Source organism: Pseudaeromonas paramecii (assembly GCF_039540575.1).
Taxonomy (GTDB): Bacteria; Pseudomonadota; Gammaproteobacteria; order Enterobacterales; family Aeromonadaceae; genus Pseudaeromonas; species Pseudaeromonas paramecii.
The window spans coordinates 1-19,679 of the sequence record NZ_BAABFC010000013.1 but is presented as its reverse complement, the minus strand read 5'-3'; the positions used below and the strand labels follow the sequence as shown (position 1 = coordinate 19,679).

At 62.4% G+C, this 19,679-nt stretch carries 21 protein-coding genes; 8 read left to right on the top strand and 13 right to left on the bottom strand.

The window, feature by feature from the left end; genetic code table 11:
* Positions 1 to 151: 151 nt before the first annotated feature.
* From ABD847_RS10495 to ABD847_RS10485, 3 genes are read right to left on the bottom strand one after another with little or no spacing between them, the layout of a single operon-like run.
* Positions 152 to 961 carry a MipA/OmpV family protein gene (locus ABD847_RS10495; protein WP_345012744.1) on the bottom strand — a complete coding sequence of 270 codons (810 nt, stop codon included), beginning with the start codon at positions 959 to 961 and terminating at the stop codon, positions 152 to 154.
* 24 nt (positions 962 to 985) lie between these two features.
* Entirely contained in the window at positions 986 to 1,915 is a 930-nt protein-coding gene (locus tag ABD847_RS10490; RefSeq protein ID WP_345012743.1) for an autotransporter domain-containing protein, read from the bottom strand.
* 15 nt (positions 1,916 to 1,930) lie between these two features.
* Positions 1,931 to 2,524: an outer membrane beta-barrel protein gene (locus ABD847_RS10485; RefSeq protein WP_425568456.1), complete on the bottom strand. Its 594-nt coding sequence runs from the start codon at positions 2,522 to 2,524 to the stop codon at positions 1,931 to 1,933.
* Between the two features lie 215 nt (positions 2,525 to 2,739).
* Here ABD847_RS10485 and ABD847_RS10480 point away from each other — a divergent pair, with 215 nt between their 5' ends.
* From ABD847_RS10480 to ABD847_RS10470, 3 genes are all read left to right on the top strand, one after another.
* Positions 2,740 to 3,753 carry a helix-turn-helix transcriptional regulator gene (locus ABD847_RS10480; RefSeq protein ID WP_345012739.1) on the top strand — a complete coding sequence of 338 codons (1,014 nt, stop codon included), beginning with the start codon at positions 2,740 to 2,742 and terminating at the stop codon, positions 3,751 to 3,753.
* Positions 3,754 to 3,845: 92 nt separating this feature from the next.
* A complete protein-coding gene (locus ABD847_RS10475; RefSeq protein ID WP_345012737.1) occupies positions 3,846 to 5,243 on the top strand; it encodes a metallophosphoesterase family protein in 1,398 nt (465 codons plus the stop codon).
* A 28-nt stretch (positions 5,244 to 5,271) separates the two neighbouring features.
* On the top strand, positions 5,272 to 5,448 hold the full coding sequence (locus tag ABD847_RS10470) for a twin-arginine translocase TatA/TatE family subunit (RefSeq protein WP_345012735.1): 177 nt from the start codon (positions 5,272 to 5,274) through the stop codon (positions 5,446 to 5,448).
* A 9-nt stretch (positions 5,449 to 5,457) separates the two neighbouring features.
* On the opposite strand, the gene ABD847_RS10465 is transcribed toward ABD847_RS10470, so the two are convergent.
* From ABD847_RS10465 to cadR, 3 genes are all read right to left on the bottom strand, one after another.
* Positions 5,458 to 6,051 carry a sugar O-acetyltransferase gene (locus ABD847_RS10465; protein ID WP_345012733.1) on the bottom strand — a complete coding sequence of 198 codons (594 nt, stop codon included), beginning with the start codon at positions 6,049 to 6,051 and terminating at the stop codon, positions 5,458 to 5,460.
* On the bottom strand, positions 6,048 to 6,995 hold the full coding sequence (locus ABD847_RS10460; RefSeq protein WP_345012731.1) for a DMT family transporter: 948 nt from the start codon (positions 6,993 to 6,995) through the stop codon (positions 6,048 to 6,050). The genes ABD847_RS10465 and ABD847_RS10460 overlap by 4 nt, the downstream gene beginning before the upstream one ends.
* Before the next feature lie 73 nt (positions 6,996 to 7,068).
* Complete coding sequence (cadR, locus tag ABD847_RS10455) at positions 7,069 to 7,473, bottom strand: Cd(II)/Pb(II)-responsive transcriptional regulator (RefSeq protein ID WP_345012729.1); 405 nt, start codon at positions 7,471 to 7,473, stop codon at positions 7,069 to 7,071.
* 76 nt (positions 7,474 to 7,549) lie between these two features.
* Between cadR and ABD847_RS10450 the strand changes: the two genes are divergently transcribed.
* Together ABD847_RS10450 and ABD847_RS10445 are read left to right on the top strand one after the other, a co-directional pair.
* Positions 7,550 to 9,889, top strand: a complete 2,340-nt coding sequence (locus tag ABD847_RS10450) for a heavy metal translocating P-type ATPase (protein WP_345012727.1) — start codon at positions 7,550 to 7,552, stop codon at positions 9,887 to 9,889.
* A gap of 99 nt (positions 9,890 to 9,988) precedes the next feature.
* Positions 9,989 to 10,447, top strand: coding sequence for a universal stress protein (locus ABD847_RS10445; protein ID WP_345012725.1), 459 nt, complete (start codon positions 9,989 to 9,991; stop codon positions 10,445 to 10,447).
* 51 nt (positions 10,448 to 10,498) lie between these two features.
* Here the strand turns inward: ABD847_RS10445 and ABD847_RS10440 are convergent, their stop codons facing one another.
* Positions 10,499 to 11,557, bottom strand: a complete 1,059-nt coding sequence (locus ABD847_RS10440; protein ID WP_345012723.1) for a threonine aldolase family protein — start codon at positions 11,555 to 11,557, stop codon at positions 10,499 to 10,501.
* A gap of 313 nt (positions 11,558 to 11,870) precedes the next feature.
* A complete protein-coding gene (gene chrA, locus ABD847_RS10435; protein ID WP_345012721.1) occupies positions 11,871 to 13,064 on the bottom strand; it encodes a chromate efflux transporter in 1,194 nt (397 codons plus the stop codon).
* Between the two features lie 363 nt (positions 13,065 to 13,427).
* On the opposite strand from chrA, the gene cspE reads away from it, so the two are divergent.
* Positions 13,428 to 13,637, top strand: a complete 210-nt coding sequence (gene cspE, locus ABD847_RS10430) for a transcription antiterminator/RNA stability regulator CspE (RefSeq protein ID WP_345012720.1) — start codon at positions 13,428 to 13,430, stop codon at positions 13,635 to 13,637.
* Positions 13,638 to 14,071: 434 nt separating this feature from the next.
* Here the strand turns inward: cspE and ABD847_RS10425 are convergent, their stop codons facing one another.
* On the bottom strand, positions 14,072 to 14,473 hold the full coding sequence (locus ABD847_RS10425) for a winged helix-turn-helix transcriptional regulator (protein WP_345012719.1): 402 nt from the start codon (positions 14,471 to 14,473) through the stop codon (positions 14,072 to 14,074).
* An 87-nt stretch (positions 14,474 to 14,560) separates the two neighbouring features.
* Here ABD847_RS10425 and ABD847_RS10420 point away from each other — a divergent pair, with 87 nt between their 5' ends.
* Positions 14,561 to 15,415: an SDR family oxidoreductase gene (locus tag ABD847_RS10420; RefSeq protein WP_345012717.1), complete on the top strand. Its 855-nt coding sequence runs from the start codon at positions 14,561 to 14,563 to the stop codon at positions 15,413 to 15,415.
* A gap of 148 nt (positions 15,416 to 15,563) precedes the next feature.
* On the opposite strand, the gene ABD847_RS10415 is transcribed toward ABD847_RS10420, so the two are convergent.
* The 4 genes from ABD847_RS10415 to ABD847_RS10400 form a co-directional block, all read right to left on the bottom strand.
* Complete coding sequence (locus tag ABD847_RS10415; RefSeq protein WP_345012715.1) at positions 15,564 to 16,013, bottom strand: hypothetical protein; 450 nt, start codon at positions 16,011 to 16,013, stop codon at positions 15,564 to 15,566.
* Positions 16,014 to 16,491: 478 nt separating this feature from the next.
* The gene (locus ABD847_RS10410) at positions 16,492 to 16,713 is read right to left on the bottom strand and encodes a YgdI/YgdR family lipoprotein (protein WP_345012714.1); all 222 of its coding nucleotides are present in this window, start codon (positions 16,711 to 16,713) and stop codon (positions 16,492 to 16,494) included.
* 702 nt (positions 16,714 to 17,415) lie between these two features.
* Positions 17,416 to 18,111, bottom strand: coding sequence for a metallophosphoesterase family protein (locus tag ABD847_RS10405; RefSeq protein WP_345012713.1), 696 nt, complete (start codon positions 18,109 to 18,111; stop codon positions 17,416 to 17,418).
* Between the two features lie 144 nt (positions 18,112 to 18,255).
* The gene (locus ABD847_RS10400) at positions 18,256 to 18,708 is read right to left on the bottom strand and encodes a hypothetical protein (RefSeq protein ID WP_345012712.1); all 453 of its coding nucleotides are present in this window, start codon (positions 18,706 to 18,708) and stop codon (positions 18,256 to 18,258) included.
* Between the two features lie 356 nt (positions 18,709 to 19,064).
* On the opposite strand from ABD847_RS10400, the gene ABD847_RS10395 reads away from it, so the two are divergent.
* A partial coding sequence (locus ABD847_RS10395; protein WP_345013017.1) for an amidohydrolase family protein occupies positions 19,065 to 19,679 on the top strand: 615 nt, incomplete at its 3' end.

The window sequence follows — 19,679 nt, the reverse complement described above, 5'->3', positions numbered from 1 at the left end:
GGATAAAAAGTGGGCGTATTATCGTCATTCTGTGATCAATGTCACTATCTCCCGAGAAAAATATTAGTCATTTGACCCTCATTTTTGCCGACATGGCGTCGATGCTGTGGTTGCGCCGATCGAGACCCTGTCTTGGCGGCCCTCGGAACGACTACCAGAGGTAGCCCAGTCCCAGGCCGAAGGTCCATTGCCAGCGATCCCCCCGCTCGCGAATGATGGGGCTGTCGGCCGCATCCCCCACCAGATACTGGCCGTAGGCCCCGGCACCCAGCATCCAGCGCGGATGGATGCGCCACAGCACCCCGGGCCACCAGTAGATCTGGCGGAAGCCGGCGTCGGCCTGGAAGCTGGGCAGACCGCTGGCCTCGGCGGCCGCCGGACTGACCCCAAAATACTGTTGCATGAAGGACTGGCTGGCCCAGGTGGCGCCCAGGCCGCTGCCGATAAACAGCTGCTCCGACAGGGGTACCCAGAGGCTGGCGTAGGGAGTGAGCTGGGTGCCTTCGGTCTGGCCCAGCACGGCGTGGCTGGCCATCAGCCCCAGACGCAGCCGGTAGGGGATGCCGGTGAGCCGGGCATGGTGCCAGGCCACGAAGCCACCGGCCTCCAGCCCCAGCCCTATCTCCGGCAGTTGGGCCACCACGGGGTCGTCCACGCCCTCTCTCCCCAAGCGCACATTGAGCAAGGGGCCGGCTTCCCAGCCGTTATCATCCTCCAGCAGGTTGAGTCCCACATAGGGGCCGTACCACTCCACAAACCGACTGCCCTGGAGTTTGATGCGGGCACCCGGCATGGCCCCCACCATGCGATCCTGGCTGCCATGCCACTGGGTGGTGCTGCCGACCCCCAGGCCGATGAAGTTGGGCACCACATCGTCTACCGACAGTCCCGCCGCGCCCACTCGGCCGGTCAGCACCAGCAGCCCACCCAGCAGCAGACTGGTCAATCGTACTCTTGTCATCCATTGTTCTCCTTGTGAGGGGGTCTAGAAGCTGGCGGCCAGGCCGATGGAATAACCGTCCGTGTTGCGACCAAACATGTAGCGGCCCACCAGTCGCAGCCGGCTGACCAGCAGATCGAAGCGGCTCAAGTCCAGCTCCAGACCCGTGCCCAGGGAAGTCAGGGCATCGAAGCCCAGCAGGCCGCGCTGTGCCCCCAGGTACTGGGTGTGAGCCCCCTCCAACACGTAACGCAGGGGGCGCTCGAACAGCAACAGGCCGGTAGGGGCGCGACGGCGCAGGTAGAGGCTGAGGTTCTCGGCATTGGCCTGACCCCGGATCAGGGCTCCTGTGCCCCCCATGCTCTGCAGGTGGATGTAGGAGAAGCGCAGCTCCGCATCCAGATCCTGCGCCGGACTCAGGTGCTCGTAATCCAGCATCAGGGAGGTGCCGTAGCCGATGGCGTTGAGCCGGCCCACATCCAGCAAGCTGGTGGACTGGCGCAGATCGTCTCGGTCGAGGATCCAGTCCGCCACCCGCAGGTCACTGGCCATGGTGCCCAGAGTGAGGTTGGCGATGGGGCGCAGCACCAGTTCCGGCTGCAGGGGAAAGTCCCAGCCGATGCCGCCGGTGGCACTGAGGGTATTCCAGCGGGCAGGGATGGTGAAGGTCTCATCGCCCTCTTCCAGTAAGAAGCGCGGATCGTAGCGGCTGAAGCCCAGATTGCCCTCCAGATAGAGGGGAAAGTCCGCGCTCCAGGTGGCGCCACCGCCCCATTGTGTCATCAGCAGGCTGACGGTGCCGGCTCTCTGATCCTGGATGTTGAGGTTGCTGGCGGTGATATCGGGGGTGACGGTAAAGGTCATCAGGGCCAGGGCGGCATTGGCCTGGCGCTGCAGGGGGTTCTCGGCGGCCAGGGGGCCGGCGATCCACAGCAGCGACGCCAGCAGGAGCAGGCGAGACAATCGGTGGGGCATGGCGGCTCCGCGGGGCTAGAAGAAGAGGGTCAGACCCAGGTTGGCCTGCAGCTGGGTCAACAGCTCGCCCTGGATCCGCAGGCCACACTGCTGGGGATCGCACAGAAACTGGCTGTCATCGTCGATCAGGGTGCCGTAGCCCCGCAGCTCGGCCCGCAGTGCCAGTTGGCGGGCCAGATGCGGTTGAATGCCCACCGCCAGGGCCAGGGAGGGGCGCAGTTTGCTCTGGTACGCCTGGAATTGGGTCAGTCCCGCCCCGGCACTGACATAGGGCTTGAGCCAGGTGTCGGCATTCAGGGCGCCGGCGAAGTGCAGGTAGCGCAGGGTGAGCCGGTCAGGCTGCGCCGGGGAGAGGCGGGAGACTTGCTGGGAGAACAGCAGCTCCATGCTGCCGGGATCGTCCGTCTGCCGCCCCAGGGCCAGTCCCCACAGGCCGGTGGCTTTGGCGTGCAGGCCCGGCGTATCGTCTTGCCCATCAAAGTCCAGTCCGCTGGCATAGCCGGCGAAGGGGGTGAGGTACCAGGCCGGGGTTTGTGCCTGGGCCAGGCCCGCGAGCAGGCACAGCAGGGGGATGAGACAGCCGCGCATGGTGGCTCCTTGCATAGAGATTCCTTTGAGATCCATTTGAGCGGGTTCCTCGCCGTATCGCCAGGCGTTTTTTTCATTTTGTTGCAATGTAATCAAATTGTGAATTAGCCAGCAGGGTTACATGCGGTAACAAGGGCGGACGACCGGACGAGAGTTGCCTCACAGTCTGATGGCGCAGAAATGCCAATCATGCGCAGCCTAACGCCACCGCCAGATGCCATAGGGAGAAATGCGCCATGAAGAGTGTGTCCAATCGGATCGCCCAGCTGGTGTTGTCTCGCCTGGATCCTGCCGAGCGCCAGCCCCGCCAGCTGTTGCGCCAGACCGGCATCCACCCCCATGAGCTGGAAACACCGGGTGGGCGCCTGTCCTCTCAGAGTCACTTTCGTCTGCTCGCCTGGGTGGAATCCAGGCAGTTGCCGCTGGACTTGCCCGCCCCGGATCTGGGCCACCTGTTTGAACATTTCGGCCCATTGGCGGCGGTGTGCAGCAATGCCCCCAGCCTGCGGACGGCCATCGGTCAGCTGGCGCGGTTTCGCGATCTGATCGGTCAGAGCGATCAGCTCCGCGTGCAGGAGCAGCCGGACGGCCTCTTGTTCGAATATCTCTCCGACTGCCCCGACCCCAGGGTGGGCACCTTCTCCAGCCTGCACAACTTCAACCTGCTGCAGACCCTGGTGCGGCATTATGCGCCGGGGCGCTCTCAGGCCCTCAGGCTGACGCACCAGAGTCTGCTGGGCCGCGCCGATCTGCGTCTGTTGCGGGAGCGTTTCGACTGCCCCGTGCTGCCGGGGGCCAGCAACAGCCTGCTGCTCAGCCACGCCGAGCTGGATACCCCCTACGCCGGTTACAATGCCACCCTGCGGCCCTATCAGGAGCAGCAGGCCCAGTTGCAGCTGGACGGGCTGGGCAAGGTGATGGGCTTTGGCGAGCGTATCGGCCACCTGATCCGCGAGCGGCTGCGCGCCGGGGAGGGGGAGCCGGCCCAGGAGGCCCTGCAGGGCTGGTTGTGCGACAGCCTCAACATCAGCCGCTGGACCCTGCTGCGGCGCTTGCAGGAGGAGGGGGCCGGCTTCATGCCCCTGTACAACCGACTGCGACTGGAAGAGGCCTGCCGCTGGCTGCGGCGCAGCGATCACTCCATGCTGGAGATCAGTCAGCAACTGGGCTTCACCAGTCAGAGCAGCTTCAGCCGCTTCTTCCGCGAGCAGATGCACTGCTCCCCCAGCGGCTACCGGCGCGGTGACTAGGGGCTAGAGTTGTCACACTAAAATCATGGTTTTGTCATGGCCGCCCGCTAGGGTGCTAGGCACTTTCTTGTGCCTTTGTCCGGGATGACACCATGACGCCACTGACGCGACGCACCTTTCTCAAGACCCTTGCCCTCACCGGCACCAGCCTGACCCTGGGGTTGGGGCTGACCGCCTGTGGCAGCGATGATGACGATAACAACCCGCCGGTCGCCAGCTCGCTGCGCTTTGCCGTGCTGTCGGATCTGCACGTCTACGACACCAGCCTGGGCAGTTCGGGCAGCGCCTTCGACAGCTATCTGGCCGCGGATCGCAAGATGCTGCTGCAAAGCCGCGAGATCCTCGAGAGCATGGTGGCGAGTCTGTTGGCGGTGGAGGGGCTGCAGATGGTGATCATCCCGGGGGATCTGACCAAGGACGGCGAGCGGGTCTGTCACGAGCTGGCCATCCGCCTGCTGCAACCCTTGCGGGATGCGGGTATCGCCGTCTACGTGGTGCCGGGCAACCATGACATCAACAACCCCCATGCGGTGGCCTTCGACGGCGACAGCACCACGGCGGTGGAGAACATCAGCCCCGATGACTTCGCCAGCCTGTACGGCGACTTCGGCTACGCCGGCGCCCTGTACCGGCATGACAACTCCTTGAGCTACATTGTCGAGCCGGTCACCGGCGTCTGGCTGGTAGCGCTCGACTCCTGCAAATACGACGACAACGCCAGCCTGGGTTCTCCTGAGACTTCCGGCGCCCTCTCCGACGATCTGCTGGGCTGGTTGCAGCCGCTGCTGGCCGAGGCCCAGAGTCAGGGCAAGCGGGTGTTCGGCATGCTGCACCACGGGGTGGTGGCCCACTTTGCCAGCCAGCCTAATTTCTTCGCCGAGTACCTGCTGGATGACTACGAGACGGTGGGCCAGCTGCTGTCGGAATACGGCCTCAATCTGGTGTTCACCGGCCACTTCCACGCCCAGGATGCGGCGCTGGCGGACTACAACGGCGACGGCAGCCTGCTGATGTACGATGTGGAGACCGGCTCCTGTGTCACCGACCCTTGCCCCTGGCGGCTGGTGGATCTGTCGGTGGCCGCCGGCACCTACGAGATCCAAAGCCATTTCGTCGACAGTCTTCCTTCCGACAGCGACTTCGCCAGCTATAAAACGCGCTTCGCCCTGGAGGGCATGTACAGCCTCTACACCAGCTACCTGGGCAACATGGGGGTGAGCGGCGATACGCTAGTGCAGCTGGCGGGTCTGGCGGCCAGCCTGCATGTGGCTCACTACCAGGGGGACGAGGCTCCCGACGCTACCACACTGGCGCAGCTGGCGGCCCTGGCGGGCAGCAGCGATGCCCAGACCGCCATGCTGGGTCAGGCACTCTATGCCCTGGCGGTGGACCCTGGGCTGGCGGACAACGATCTCTCCGTCAGCCAGGAAAGCTCGCTGGCGGCCATGAGCGGCCTGTGGCGTCGTCTGTTGGGTCGGGCCACGGCCTGACGGGTTTTTAGATCAGTAGAGGTAACGTATGGGATTAGGTGGTATTTCGATTTGGCAGTTGTTGATCCTGGCCTTCATCGTCGTGATGTTGTTTGGCTCCCGTCGGCTCGGCTCCCTGGGGGCAGATCTGGGGGGCGCCATCCGTGGCTTTCGTCAGGCCATCCAGGGGGAGTCTCCGCCCGCCGAGCGGCCTGAGGACCAGTAAGCCGCCGGCCTAGGCGCCGCTGGGCGTCTGGGCCAGCTCTGCTGCCGTCAGGGGCCGCAGCACCCGGCAGGGATTGCCCACTGCCACCACGTTGGCCGGAATGTCGCGGGTCACCACGCTGCCGGCGCCGATCACGCTGTTATCTCCGATGCTCACTCCGGGGCAGAGAATGCTGCCGCCCCCCACCCAGACGTTATGGCCTATGGTCACCGGCTTACCGAACTCCACTCCCTGCACGCGGGGCGCCACGGCGACGGGATGGGCGGCGGTGAGGATCTGCACGTTGGGGGCCAGCAGCACGTTGTCGCCGATGCGGATCTCGCACACGTCCAGCAGGGTGCAGTTGACGTTGGCGTAGAAGTTTTCCCCCACATGGATGTTGCGGCCGTAATCGCAGTAGACGGGCGGGTTGATGTGGCAGCGCTGGCCGTGGCTGCCCAGCAGCTCGTCCAGCAGGGCCAGGCTGGCGGCCTTATCCAGCTCCTCCCGGTTGAAGCGGCGGTACAGGGCCCGGGCCCGGTGGCGCAGGGCGGTGAGCTCGGCATCGGCGGCATCATAGGGCTCGCCGGCCAGCATGCGTTGCCATTGACTGGGTTGGCTCATGGGTTCTCCTTGGTGGGGTGGGGCGCCGGCATGGGGCGGCTCAGGTTGGCACAGGCCACGCCGGCGAAGATGGCGGTCATGCCCGCCAGCTGGTAGAGATGCAGGGATTCGTCCAGCAAGAGGACGGAGAGCAGGGCGCCGAACACCGGGATCAAGTGGATAAACAGGCTGGCGCGGGCCGCCCCCACCCGCGCCACACCGCCGCTGTAGAGCAGGAAGGCCAGCACAGACGGGAAGATGCCGATGTAGCCGATGGCCAGCAGGGCCTCCCGGTTCCAGTGGGGGACGGCACCGGTATGGCGTTCCCACAGCAGCAGGGGCAACAGCAGGATCAGGGCCAGCACTATCTGCACCAGCATCAGGCCCAGCCGATCCAGCTGGGGCGGGATCAACCGCAGCCAGAGGGTGTAGAGGGCCCAGCAGACGGTGGCCAGAAACACCAGCAGATCGCCATGGGCCACCTGGAGCCCTGCCAGCACGGCCCACTGGCCGCGGGAGACTATGGTGAGCACCCCGGCAAAGGAGATGAGGATGCCCAGCCCCTGGGCCCAGCCCAGACGCTGGCGATAGAGCAGGGCACCCAGCCCCGCCACCAGCAGCGGGATGAAGGAGTTGAGCAGCATGCCGTTGGCGGCGCTGGTGGAGTGCAGCCCCAGATAGACCAGCACGTTGAAGGCGCACACCCCGGTGACCGACACCCCCAGGATGGGCCAGCGGTACGGCCAGTAGTGTCGCCACTCCCGCCGCAGCGCCTGCCAGGCAAAGGGCAGCAGGCAGATGAGGGCGATGACCCAGCGGTCGAAGGAGAGGGCGATGGGCGGCACGGCGTCGCGCATGGCGCGGCCGACGATAAAGTTGCCGGCCCAGAACAGGGGCGGCAGCAGCAACATCAAGAGGGTGAGGCCATCCAGACGGGTGTGCGGGCGGGGTACACCAGAAGCCATGAGTCCATTCCTAGGGGATGCCGAACAGGAGCCCCAGCATACCCCCATTGGTCATATGGCAACAGGTGGCGGATTAGGGGGCGGCGCCCTGTTCCAGCTCCTTCAGGATGCCACACTCGCGGGTGGTGAGGCTGGCGTGGCACTGGCCGCGCAGTGCCAGCAGTTGTTGCTCCAGGGCCTGCAGCTCGGCCAGCCGGGCCCGCACCTGGGCCAGGTGGGCGTCCACCAGCTGGTTGATGGTCTCGCAGCCGGCATCGGGCTGTTGGCGGGCCGCCAGCAGCTGACGAATCTCCTCCTGGGTCAGATCCAGGGTGCGGCAGCGGCGGATAAACAGCAGCTGCTGCAGGTGGTGGGCCTGATAGTGGCGATAGTTGTTCTGCGCCGTCCGCGCCGGCGGCGGCAGCAGGCCCACCCGTTCGTAGTAGCGCACCGTCTCCACCCCGCAGCCGGCCTGGCTGGCCAGTTCTCCGATCTTCATGTCTGCCTCCCGCTTGACCCTGTAGTCACTACAGGGTGTGCAATAGGCGCATCAAAGGCAAGTCGGGAGTTTGCACATGGCCACCTCACCCCCATCCAAACCTAAGCCCAAGGCCGCCGGCCATCCCCTGATCCAGGCCGCGCCCCAAGCGGGCGGTGGCCCGCTGCAGTTCAAAAAGCCGGGCACTGGTCCGCTGCGCATCAACATGCCTGACGGCGGCCCACTGCGCCTCAAGACGCCCGCCATCGGCTGTGGCTGCGGCGCCGCCTGTGGCGAACCTGGGCCGACTGCACCCGAGTCGCCGCCCCTGGCGCCGGGGGCGGGGACTGTCATTCGCATCCAGCAGATGGACTGCCCCACCGAGGAGGCCATGCTGCGGCGTAAGCTGGCCGGCCTGCCGGCGGTGGCGTCGCTTAACTTCAACCTGTTGCGGCGGGAGCTGACGGTGCGTCACGGGCCGGACGCCCTGCCCGGGATCCTGGCGGCCATCCGCGACCTGGGCTTCACCCCTGAGCCGTTGCCGGCGGCCGACGAGGCCGGCGCGCCGCAGGCCCCCGCCGAGCCGCGCCGGCCCTGGGGGCGTCTGCTGCTGGCGGCGTTGGCCGCCCTGGGGGCCGAGGCGCTGGACTGGTTCGCCAGCCCGCCCTGGCTGGCCGCCGCGCTGGCGTTGCTGGCGGTGGCCCTGAGTGGCCTGCAGACCTACCGCAAGGGCTGGCTGGCATTGCGCGGCGGAAACCTCAACATCCATGTGCTGATGAGCCTGGCGGTGACCGGCGCCTGTCTGTTGGGGCAGTGGCCGGAGGCGGCCATGGTGATGGTGCTGTTCAGCCTGGCGGAGTGGCTGGAGGCCCGGGCCCTGTCCCGGGCGCGTCACGCCATCGCCGGCCTGCTGCAGCTGGCACCGGAGCAGGCCTGGGTGCGCCAGGCGGACGGCAGCTGGCAGCGCCAGCCGGTGAGCCAGGTGGCGGTGGGCAGCCGGATGCAGGTGCGGCCCGGCGAGCGCATCGGCCTGGATGGGGTGATCCAGGCCGGCCTCAGCCACATCAACCAGGCCGCCATCACAGGGGAGAGCCTGCCGGTGGCCAAGGGACCCGGCGAGAGCGTCTATGCCGGCAGCCTCAACGGCGAAGGGCGGCTGGAGGTGGCGGTGACGGCGCCGGCCTCCCGCAGCCTGTTGGCGCGCATCATCCATCAGGTGGAGCAGGCCCAGGCGGCCAAGGCGCCGACCCAGCGCTTCGTGGATCGCTTCGCCCGGGTTTACACCCCGCTGGTGTGCCTGCTGGCGCTGCTGCTGGCCCTGCTGCCGCCCTGGCTGGGGCTGGGCAGCTGGAGCCATTGGGCCTATCAGGCCCTGGTGCTGCTGGTGATCGCCTGCCCCTGCGCCCTGGTGATCGCCACCCCTGTGACCCTGGTGAGCGGCCTCACCGCCGCGGCGCGTCACGGCATCCTGATCAAGGGCGGCGCCTATCTGGAGCTGGGCTACAGGTTGCGCTGGCTGGCCTTCGACAAGACGGGCACCCTGACCTGCGGCACCCCGAGCCAGCAGCAGATGGGTACGCTTGCGAGCCTGTCGGCCGACCAGTGCCAGGCCTTGGCCGGCGCCCTGGCGGCGGACTCGGATCACCCTCTCTCCCGGGCTCTGTGGCAACAGGCCCAGGCCCAGGGGCTGAGCCTGCCCGCGGCCCGGGCCCATCAGACCCTGCCGGGGCTGGGGATCCGCGGCGAGATCGATGGCCAGGATTACTGGCTGGGCAGTGCCGCGCTGGCCCGTCAGCTGGGATTGCTGGGGGATGGCCTGCCGGCCGAGGCGGCCCACTGGGCGGCCCAGGGCCACAGCCTGGTGCTGCTGCTGGATGACCGCCAACTGCTGGCCTGGTTCAGCGTGGCGGACCGCCTGCGGCCGGACAGCGCGGCGGCGGTGGCCGAGCTGCACAGGCTGGGGCTGCGCACCCTGATACTGACGGGGGATCATGCCGGCAGCGCCCGGGCCATGGCCGAGGCCGCCGGCATCGACGAGGTGCAGGCCGAACTGCTGCCTGAGCAGAAGCTGGATCTCATCCGCGCCCGGCAGGCCCAGGGCGGGGTGGCCATGGTGGGGGACGGCATCAACGACGCGCCGGCCCTGGCCCAGGCGGACATCGGCATTGCCATGGGCGGTCTGGGCACGGATACCGCCATCGAGACCGCCGATGTGGCGCTGATGGACGACGAGCTGGGCAAGCTGCCCCGCTTCATCCGCCTGTGCCGCACCACCCGGGCCGTGCTGATCCAGAACCTGGTGCTGGCCCTGGGGCTCAAGGGCGCCTTCCTGCTGCTGACCCTCACCGGGCACGGCAGCCTCTGGCTGGCGGTGGTGGCGGACGTGGGGGCCAGCCTGCTGGTGGTGGCCAACGGCCTGCGCCTGTTGCGACACTGATTTTTTGCCGCTGGCGGCAAAAGTGTGAGCAGCGTGGATCCCGGCGCGGCGGCCAGGGTGCAAGCTGGGAGCCAGCACAACACATAAGGGAGGTGGCGTATGTACCGGAATATCCTGCTGGCCTATGACGGCAGTACCGATGGTCGCGAGGCCCTGTGCCAGGGGGCCAAGCTGGCCAAGCTGTGTCAGGCCGAGGTGCAGCTGGTGGCGGTGGTGACCACCACTCAGGGGGTGGCCATGGCGGAGGCGGTCTACCCGTCCGCCGAGTGCATCGAACGGGATCTGGCAGAGGCCCGCCGGGTGCTGGAGGAGGGGGCGGCCCACCTCCAGGCACACGGCCTGACGGTCACCAGCTACCTGCGGCACGGCGAGCCGGTGGATCAGATCGCCAGTATCGCCCGCCAGGTGGGGGCGGATCTCATCGTGGTGGGGCACAGGGAGCAGGGCACCCTGGCCCGCTGGTGGCGCGGCTCCGTCGGCGCCTCCTTGCTGGCCAACGCCCCCTGCAACGTGCTGGTGTGCGTCATGCCCTGCCAGAGTGAGTCAGACGAGCAATAACGAGGCGTCAGCCTAGGCTGACACCTCGTTCCCCTTCCGGATTAGCCGCCGTTATGCCAGGGCCCGTACCCGGGCCAGCAGATGATCCACATCCTGCGCTTGGGTGGCGAAGGAGGTGACCAGCCGCACCACCCCTGGCGCCCAGCGGTCATGGTAGAAGTCGAAGCCTTCGGCCAGCAGCGCCTTGATGAGGGGCAAGGGCAGCTGGCAGAACAGCATATTGGCCTCGACGGGGGCCACCAGCGACAGTCCCGGCACCTGCGCCAGGCCGTCCGCCAGCCGGCGGGCCATGGCATTGGCCTGACGGGCGTTACTCCGCCACAGATCGTCGGCCAGATAGGCCTCCATCTGGGCCGCCAGGAAGCGCATCTTGGAGAAGAGGTGGCCACCGCGCTTGCGCCGCAGGGCAAACTGCTCCGCCAAGCAGGGGTCGAACAGCACCACCGCCTCCACCCCCAGGGCGCCGTTCTTGGTGGCGCCGAAACTCAGCACCTCCACCCCCGCCTGCCAGGTCATCTGGGCTGGCGTGCAGCCCAGGGCCTCCAGGGCGTTGGCGAAGCGGGCGCCGTCCATGTGCAGGCGCAGCCCGGCTTCACGGCACAGGGCGCCGATGGCGCGGATCTCCTCCAGCTGATACAGGGTGCCCAGCTCGGTGGCCTGGGTCAGGCTGACGGCGGCGGGCTGGGTCATGTGCACGTCCCCTTGCCCCGTGGTGAGCACCGCCTGCAGTTGGGCCGGATCCAGTTTGGCGTTGTCACCGGGTACTGTGACCAGCTTGGCGCCGTGGCTGAAGAAGCCGGGGGCGTTGCACTCATCCTGATTGATGTGGCTCTCCGGGTGGCAGAAGACGTGGCCCCAGGGCGGGGTGAGCAGGCTCAGTCCCAGGGCGTTGGCGGCGGTGCCGGTGGCCACCAGAAACACCTTGAGGCTGTCGTGCTCGAACAGCTGACGGAATGTCTGTTCCAGGCGCTGGCTGTAGTCATCGTCGCCGTAGGAGTGGTACTGGCCGGCGTTGCAGGCCAGCAGAGCCTCCAGGATGGGGGTGGCGGCACCGGTGACGTTGTCGCTGGCAAAGCTCAAGGCGGGGGTCATGTTCGAGGTCTGAGACACAGGCTTCTCCTGGATGAACGGCTAGACGAGGCCATCGGGTGATGGCAGCAGGCCCACAGCCTACCCCTGGGCGACAGAGGGGGGAAGGGGCCGAACACGGCGAGGCGATCAACACCAGCAGATAAAAAAAGGCCCCGAAGGGAAGAGTTCGGGGCGGACATGCAACGATGGAACATCAGTAAGGACTGATGAATGTCACTCTGCCGGCTAAGAATAACGCAGGGCTAAATTAGCGTCTGTGAAAGCAACCACGTTTATGGGCTCGCTTGAGGCTTCTTTGGCGATCCGGCCCACAGTTTGTGCATGCCATCGGTCAGACCAGCTTGGCCATCAGGGCGCCCAGCACGGCGCAGCCCACCACCACCCGCCAGGGGGGCTGACGACCGACGGTAAGGGCCAGCAGCGCCAGCAGGGCCAGGGCCAGATCCGCTGGCGCCAGGATGGCGCTGCGCCAGACGGGATCATAGAGGGCCGCCAGCAGCAGGCCCACCACGGCCGCATTGACGCCCGCCAGCAGGCCCCGGGCCCAGGGTAACTGGCGCAGGTGCACCCAGAAGGGCAGGCTGCCGGCCAGCAGCAACCAGGCGGGGGCAAAGATGGCCAGCAGGCAGAGCAGACCGCCAACTAGGCCGTTGGGGGCGCCTGTCATGGCCGCGCCCAGAAACGCCGCAAAGGTGAACAGGGGGCCCGGCACCGCCTGGGCGGCGCCGTAGCCGGCCAGAAACAGCGGCTCCGCCACCCAGCCGGGGTCCACCACGGCGCCTTGCAGCAGGGGCAGCACCACATGGCCACCACCAAACACCAGGGCCCCGGTGCGATAGAAGGCCCAGAGCCGCGCCAGGCCCGGCTCCGGCCACAGGCTGGCCAGCAGGGGCAGCGTCACCAGCAGCAGGGCAAACAGGCTGAGCCAGAGCAGGCCCGCCCGCCGGCTGGGGGCGCCGGGCAGCGGGTGAACCGGACTGGCTGTCATCGGCGGGAGCCACCGCCAGCCCAGCAGGCCACCCAGCAGCAGCACCAGCCATGGGGTCCAGGGCCCGGGTAGCAGGAGCAGCAGACCGGCGGCCCCGCCCATCAGCCCTTGTCGCAAGCGATCCGGACAGTGCTGGCGGGCCATGCCCCAGACCGCCTGGGCCACCACGGCCACCGCCACCACCTTGAGACCATGAAGGGCGCCTGCCGGTAGCCAATCTCCACCCAGCCCCAGGGCCAGCAACATCAGCCCCAGGGCCGAGGGCAGGGTGAAGCCGAGCCAGGCCGCCAGGGCGCCGGCATACCCGCCCCGCAAGAGCCCCAGCGCCATGCCCACCTGGCTGCTGGCCGGCCCCGGCAGAAATTGGCACAGGGCCACCAGATCGCCGTAGGCCGCCTCGCTCAGCCAGCGGCGCTTGAGGACAAACTCCTGGCGAAAGTAACTCAGGTGGGCGACCGGGCCGCCGAAGGCGGTCAAGCCCAGGTGCAGGAAGATGAGAAGCAGGCGCAGGGGATGAGGGTCGCAGCGTGGGGACATCTCGGGCTCGGGGGATGGCGATGACAGGCTGCCGGCCAGTCTAGCGGACCAAGCATGACAAAACGACGTCAAGCCGCGTCCTGGTTGGAGCGAGAATCTCTTAACGATCTCATTTCGTTGAATAATCTGGCTTGGCCGAATGACGGTATGACCTGGGTGTAAAAATATAAATAAAAAAAACCTTGTACCTGGGAGACATTCCACGTACCTTGGCACTACTTCGCAAGAAGATGTTGTAACAAGTAGTAGCCCCTCCCTATACAGTTGTGTTGCCCCGCGGCACATTGTTTCGAGTTTCTCCCACCTGTTATCGTTAACTCGTCACCTTAGGTGACATTCAAATTTATTTCGTAGGTTTTATATATGTCTAAAACAACTGGCGTTGTTAAATGGTTTAATGCCGAAAAAGGCTTCGGTTTTATTGCTCAACAAGATGGCGGCGCCGATGTGTTTGTTCACTTCCGCGCAATTGCCGGTGGTGGCTTCCGCTCGCTGAATGAAGGCGATCGCGTGTCTTTCACCATCGAGAATGGTGCCAAGGGTCCGCAGGCTGCCGAAGTCTCCGTGCTCTAATGGTTGGCCGGGAAGCGGTGAAGACTCCCCTTTCCGGCACCTATTTTAAGGAATTATTATGCTTTTAAATCTGACACAGGATCTCTGTGTATCCCGACATAGCAGCGCGAGCATAGATCGCTGGATCTGTTATTCACCTTCTACCTCTTCTGGTAATAAGAAACGCATTACTTGGCAAAACCGCAGTGGCCTGTTGACCACAGAAGGTATGCAGACCTGGCTGCACGCTCAATTTCCCAATGATGCTCCGCTGCGTCGTTTTTCTGAGTTAGCCAATCAATAAAGCGTTATCCCTCTCTCGCCTTATCTGCTGTTATTTTCCCTGCTTCTTTTTTCGTCGCCTAATTAACGCCCCTCTCTGACATAGCCGCGCTATAGCGGGACACTTGGCCATATCGGATCCCTGTTTTGTCGGTGGAGATCTGGCGGGTGCCTCAGGCGGATGGCTTGGCACCTAGGATGGTCGCCAGGTTTTCCTCTATCCAGTCCACCAGCTGTTCGACATGCCGCGCCACCTCGATCCCCAGAGGGGTCAGATCGTAGTCGACATGGGGCGGCACCACGGGATAGGCGGTGCGGCGGACAAAGCCGTCTTGTTCCAGCCACTGCAGCGTTTGCGCCAGCATCTTCTCACTGATCCCGCCTATCTTGCGCCGCAGATCGCTGAAGCGGTGGGTGCCGGCCAGCAGGGCCACCAGCACCAGCACACCCCAGCGGCTGGTGACATGCTTGAGCACCTCCCGTGACGGGCACTTCTCGGAAAACACATAACCGCGGCTGAGCAACTCGGCAAACCCGACGGGCGCTCCGCGGGACACATATTGGTTATCGCTCATTTAACACTTACCTTTTGGTGTGTACTTACAAAAAGTTTGTTAGGCGGCTAGTGTAGCCTCGTCAACCGATTCAACCAAGGAGTTCACATGATTGTCGTTACGGGTGCCTCCGGCCAGCTGGGCCGGCTAGTTGTCGAGTTCCTGCTGCAACGCCTGCCGGCGGAGCAGATAGTGGCGGCGGTGCGCAGCCCGCAGAAGGTGGCCGATCTGGCCGCCCGCGGCGTGCAGGTGCGGCAGGCCGATTACACAGACCCGGCATCCTTGCGCCGCGCCTTTGCCGGCGCCAGCAAGGTACTGTTGATCTCCGGCAACGAAGTCGGGCAGCGGGTTTCCCAGCATGCCGCCGTCATCGACGCCGCCAAGGCGGTAGGAGTGCCCTGGCTCTTCTATACCAGCCTGCTGCATGCCGATACGTCGCCACTGGCCCTGGCCGAGGAGCATCGCCAGACCGAGCGGCTCATCCGCGACTCTGGGCTGGAGTATGTGCTGCTGCGCAATGGCTGGTACACGGAAAACTACCTGGCCTCGGTGCCGGCGGCACTCACGCATCAGGCGCTGCTGGGCAGTGCCGGCGACGGGCGCATCGCCTCGGCGGCGCGGGCCGACTATGCCGAAGCCGCCGCCATCGCCCTCACGCAGCCTCATGCCTCCGGCACCGTCTTCGAGCTTGCCGGGGATGAGGCCTATACGCTGGCCGAATTTGCCGCCGTCATCGGCGAGGCGGCGGGCCAGCCCGTGGTCTATCGGGATCTGCCGCCTGCGGAGTTTGCCGCCGTGCTGGAGCAGGCCGGGCTGCCGGCGGGCTTTGCCCAGCTGCTGGCCGACTCCGATGTGGGGGCCAGCCAGGACGCGCTGTTTGATGAGACCGGTGACCTGCGGCGTCTGTTGGGCCATGCCACCACCCCCTGGCGGGACATGGTGCGTGCCACAGTATCAGGATAAGCCTGACATCCGTCTCGCGGTCATGGATCGATTGCGGGATTGAGGCAAATAGAGTCGGTGTAGGCCGGGGGGCGGCGGGTGATTACGCCTGTCAGGTTGAGCGGATCCGGCCATATTCCGACCAGGCCCATTATTGCGGTCAGGAGCGCTACTCTACTCGGCGCTTAATCCAAGCTAGCGCTTTATCAAAATCCTCAAAGACTGCGACATCCAAACCTGCATCTTCATAACACTGCAGGTAATGCTGAGTCATAATTTTTGAACCTTCTACCTCTGACGAAATGACCAATGCTGTCGCTGCAGGCATTCTCATCGAAGTAGAAAGCGACCGCATATATGCCGTGAGTGAGGAAAGCATGTCTAAGCTTGCCATGGCGCTTTTTTTGAATACGACAACGTCTCCCCACTTTCCTTGTTTGACGAGATCGTCTATCAGCGGGCTTTCAACTGTAACCGCTGCACTGATCAACTCCAAATTAAACGGACCAATCGCTTCACACACCAGAATATTGCCAAAAACCGAATACTCCACCCGACCATGGGGAAGAAAGCGTTTAGGTGAGTCGTCATCGGTAGAGACTTTATCGTAGGTGGTCATGAGAGTCCCCTTTCTGTTGATTTGATTGATGAAAGAAGGTTAGCACGTCTATCGTTACCATGATTTTATCTGAGGTTTGGGGATTGTCAGGCCGGGCTGGATCGGTCCAATTGGAACTTTTCAGATGGTGTCCGGAGTCGGAATCGAACCCAGGACACGCTGATTTTAAATCCTTTGAACAGGTGATAAGTTCATGTGAAAGAGCAGTTTAATTATCCTTTGCATCGCTATAAACCACATATACTTGATGCTTTCAATTAAAATGTTTTTCTGATTTGTCTAGTGATGTTTTTATCGACCTTGCATGGTCTCAATGCGCTGCTGAGCCCCGTAGAGTAAGATTTACCCTGCCGGGATGGCTGGCACATAAATATATTAATGGTGGTGATTCGTTAGCTGATTTTAATTGTTGTGCTAAAGACGTCAAATAATATGAAGTCTTTAGCACAGACAACGAACATTGTTGATAGGGTCGTGGCTAACGTTCCATGATCTGAACAACATCATCTTTTTGGATCATCATTTCACGCCCTTCTTCATCATCATATATATACATGCCAGTTTCTTCGTCTAACTTAGGCTTGCTATCGGTTGTGAGCATCTTGCCGTCTTTCGTGCTAATCACATATTGTGAACTGCAAGCAGCCAAACCTACAAGACAGAAGATGGTTACCGCAATAATTGTGAATATATTTTTCATGATGTAATCCATCTGGTAATTAAAAAGATAGATACTACATTTTAAACTCCTGGAATAGCTGGTTTCTCTCTCCAGAAGACAGCAGTTAAACAGTAGCCCAATTTTTATTATCTTCAACTCGCTATGGGGGAAGAGTTGAGTTAGCTGTTGGGTAACCGATTGATATAACAGTTTTTTTATTTTAGATAATCTTCTGTACCATTGGGTTGCCGGGGTTACCCATCGATAGGATGAGGAGTAATATGCTGTCGTACGGCGATAGACTGCGATATTCGCTATCTCACTCAGCCGTGAGATATCGACGCTGTCCAGTTCTTATGGACCTCTTTACTTGGTGGCAGTTGCGGAAGGGGATGGTGATCAGCACATCCTGGATGCAGTTGACCAGCCGCTGTCGGGGCCGTTGCCTTGGGGCCGGCGTGATGCAGGGCCGTTTGACTGCTTGTGCTTCAGCGACTGAGTATCAAACCCGGCATCGTGGTTGGGATATCCAAGGTGGCGAGGCAGAGGTGGCAGGCAGGAACATAAAAAGATCGACGGTGCGAGCGAGAACCTTCGGTTCAGTGAGCGGAGCTGGCTAGGCCTACTGGAAAGCGCCAGATTCGACCAGAAGCCCATAGCAAACAGGCCCTGCATTGCTGCAAGGCCTTGTGCTGTACGCTGCCGGATTATCAATCCAAATATTATTGTAATTGATTGATTTTAAGGTTTATTGTGGTGGTGTGGTTTGATTTTTTCCCTCAAAAGTGCCTCCGCCATCGCTTGCTGACCGACTTCAATACACTCTCTCAACCCAACATTGATGCGATGCGGTGAACCATAGCTGAAGGGGTCATGATGGTGACCATGGATGATAGCCGTGGCTTCCAGCGATTGAGCCAGCTCATCGATGACCTGAAAGCCATAAGGATGCTCGCCCGGTGCCTCGTGGGTCACCAGGATATCGGCCTTGAGTCCTTGGAGGGCTTCAATATCCTCGGGGAAGATGGAGCTACGGTGTTTGCGCGGCAGGCCACCTCGCCAGAGGTTCCCTTTTCCACAATGGGTCTGGAAGTCTTGTCGGGTGCTGTGCTTGGGGGGCTCGGGAGGATACCAGACCTGACTGCGAAAGATACCACCAAGACCCGCAACCCTGTGGCCATCAATTTCAACAACGCGACCATGCAGGTTACGTTCCGAGGATGCAAAGAGATGGTCGTGATAGCGCACTTCGTCCGTATCGTGGTTGCCATGAATAAACCAGATATCAGTCAGCCCCAGGATGGAAGCAAAAGTCAGTTCAAACGGCTGAGACAGGCACAGATCTCCCAGCATGATCACTGCGGCAGGTTTAGCCTGCTGAACGCGCTGGATAATATGCTCAAACTCCCCGTGGGGGTCACCGCAAACCAAGATCATGCGTTTGTGCCGCTTAAGGAGGATGCCGTTCGCCGATGATAGCTGGGCCTGCCCAGATTAGGTATGAACTTGTGAAACTGGCTCCGGCCTTGGTCGTAAGGGGCATGGGCTCGTCGGCGCTTCATGGTGTTGCGGTCAGGAACGCTACTCAACTTTGGTATCGATCCAAGCCAGAGCTTGATCAAAATCCCCAAAGACAGCGGCATTCAAACCCGCCTCCTCATAACACTTCAGGTAATGCTGAGTCATAATTTTTGAACCTTCTACTTCAGACGAAATGACCAAGGCCGTCGCCGTAGGCATTCGCATCGAAGCAGAGAGTGAGCGCAGATATTCCGTGAATGAGGCAAGGACTTCGGGACTTGTCATCGCACTTTCTTTGAATATTACGATGTCCCCCCACTTTGCCTGTTTGACTAGTGCATCTATTAGGGGGCCTTCAACCGCAACGACTGCATTAATGAGCTCCAAATTAAACGGCCCAATAGCCTCACAAACCAGGACATTTTCTCTAAGGACCGAAAATTCTACCCGACCGTGAGGACGAAAGTGTATGGGGGAGTAGCTATCTGTTGTGAGCTTATTTTTGGTTGCCATTAGAGCCCCTCTTTCTGGCTGAGTCGAGCAATGAGACAAGATTAGTACATCGGCCTGACTCAAGAATTGGGCGGTGGAACGAGGATTCACAGTCCGGTGCGCTAGCACGACCGGCAGGTGCCAGATTTCGCCCAGACGCCCATAGCAAAAAGGCCCTGCATTGCTGCAGGGCCTTGTGCTGTATGGTGCCGGACTCGCTATCGAAATTGCAATTTAACAATTTGATATATATGAACTAAAAGCAGTGTGATTGTAATTCATACCCCCAAATTGAATGCGCTGGGGTGGTATGTAGTAACACAAACAGCAACTCAATCGGATGATGGCTTCATGGAAACTGATGGCGATTCAGAGCCATTGATGAAGGCCAGTATATCGGCCCCCGGATTTACCCATCAGGCCCCATGACCAGCCAGACATCCGGCCATTCGGATAACCGGCCCAGTAATGAACCGGAACATGCCACCTACCTGGAAAAGAACTATTTGCTGACGGTTGCCGATGGCGTGCCGGATGTGATGGTTGCGGCGCGAAGAAACCTGCGTATAGGCGCCACCCAGATCAAGATTGCGGCCGGTGGCGGAGTATCGAGCAACTACGATCCGCTGGATGTGACCGAATATACCTTCGAGGAGATGAAGGCCGCGGTGGATGTGGCGAAGACATGGAATACCTATGTGGCGATTCATGCCAACACGGATGAGGCCATTCAGATGGCCATCAAGGCGGGCATTCGTTCGGTAGAGCATGGCTTCTTGATGAGCGAAGAAACGCTCAAGATGATGGCGAAAAATGACGTGTGGTTCAGCATGGAGCCGCTGCTCAATGATGAGGATGCCATTCCCTTCCCGCCAGGTTCGGAAAATGAGAGAAAGTGGATCCAGGTCACCGACGGCACCGACAAGGTCATCAAGCTGGCCAAAAAATACAAGGTCAAGACCGCGTTCGGTACCGATATCCTGTTCGATGCC

Bases quoted from the DNA above. Each gene is read 5' to 3' on its own strand.
- ABD847_RS10495 (WP_345012744.1), bottom strand. From the start codon at position 961: ATGACAAGAGTACGATTGACCAGTCTGCTGCTGGGTGGGCTGCTGGTG.
- ABD847_RS10490 (WP_345012743.1), bottom strand. From the start codon at position 1,915: ATGCCCCACCGATTGTCTCGCCTGCTCCTGCTGGCGTCGCTGCTGTGG.
- ABD847_RS10480 (WP_345012739.1), top strand. From the start codon at position 2,740: ATGAAGAGTGTGTCCAATCGGATCGCCCAGCTGGTGTTGTCTCGCCTG.
- ABD847_RS10475 (WP_345012737.1), top strand. From the start codon at position 3,846: ATGACGCCACTGACGCGACGCACCTTTCTCAAGACCCTTGCCCTCACC.
- ABD847_RS10470 (WP_345012735.1), top strand. From the start codon at position 5,272: ATGGGATTAGGTGGTATTTCGATTTGGCAGTTGTTGATCCTGGCCTTC.
- ABD847_RS10465 (WP_345012733.1), bottom strand. From the start codon at position 6,051: ATGAGCCAACCCAGTCAATGGCAACGCATGCTGGCCGGCGAGCCCTAT.
- ABD847_RS10460 (WP_345012731.1), bottom strand. From the start codon at position 6,995: ATGGCTTCTGGTGTACCCCGCCCGCACACCCGTCTGGATGGCCTCACC.
- cadR (WP_345012729.1), bottom strand. From the start codon at position 7,473: ATGAAGATCGGAGAACTGGCCAGCCAGGCCGGCTGCGGGGTGGAGACG.
- ABD847_RS10450 (WP_345012727.1), top strand. From the start codon at position 7,550: ATGGCCACCTCACCCCCATCCAAACCTAAGCCCAAGGCCGCCGGCCAT.
- ABD847_RS10445 (WP_345012725.1), top strand. From the start codon at position 9,989: ATGTACCGGAATATCCTGCTGGCCTATGACGGCAGTACCGATGGTCGC.
- chrA (WP_345012721.1), bottom strand. From the start codon at position 13,064: ATGTCCCCACGCTGCGACCCTCATCCCCTGCGCCTGCTTCTCATCTTC.
- cspE (WP_345012720.1), top strand. From the start codon at position 13,428: ATGTCTAAAACAACTGGCGTTGTTAAATGGTTTAATGCCGAAAAAGGC.
- ABD847_RS10425 (WP_345012719.1), bottom strand. From the start codon at position 14,473: ATGAGCGATAACCAATATGTGTCCCGCGGAGCGCCCGTCGGGTTTGCC.
- ABD847_RS10420 (WP_345012717.1), top strand. From the start codon at position 14,561: ATGATTGTCGTTACGGGTGCCTCCGGCCAGCTGGGCCGGCTAGTTGTC.
- ABD847_RS10415 (WP_345012715.1), bottom strand. From the start codon at position 16,013: ATGACCACCTACGATAAAGTCTCTACCGATGACGACTCACCTAAACGC.
- ABD847_RS10410 (WP_345012714.1), bottom strand. From the start codon at position 16,713: ATGAAAAATATATTCACAATTATTGCGGTAACCATCTTCTGTCTTGTA.
- ABD847_RS10405 (WP_345012713.1), bottom strand. From the start codon at position 18,111: ATGATCTTGGTTTGCGGTGACCCCCACGGGGAGTTTGAGCATATTATC.
- ABD847_RS10400 (WP_345012712.1), bottom strand. From the start codon at position 18,708: ATGGCAACCAAAAATAAGCTCACAACAGATAGCTACTCCCCCATACAC.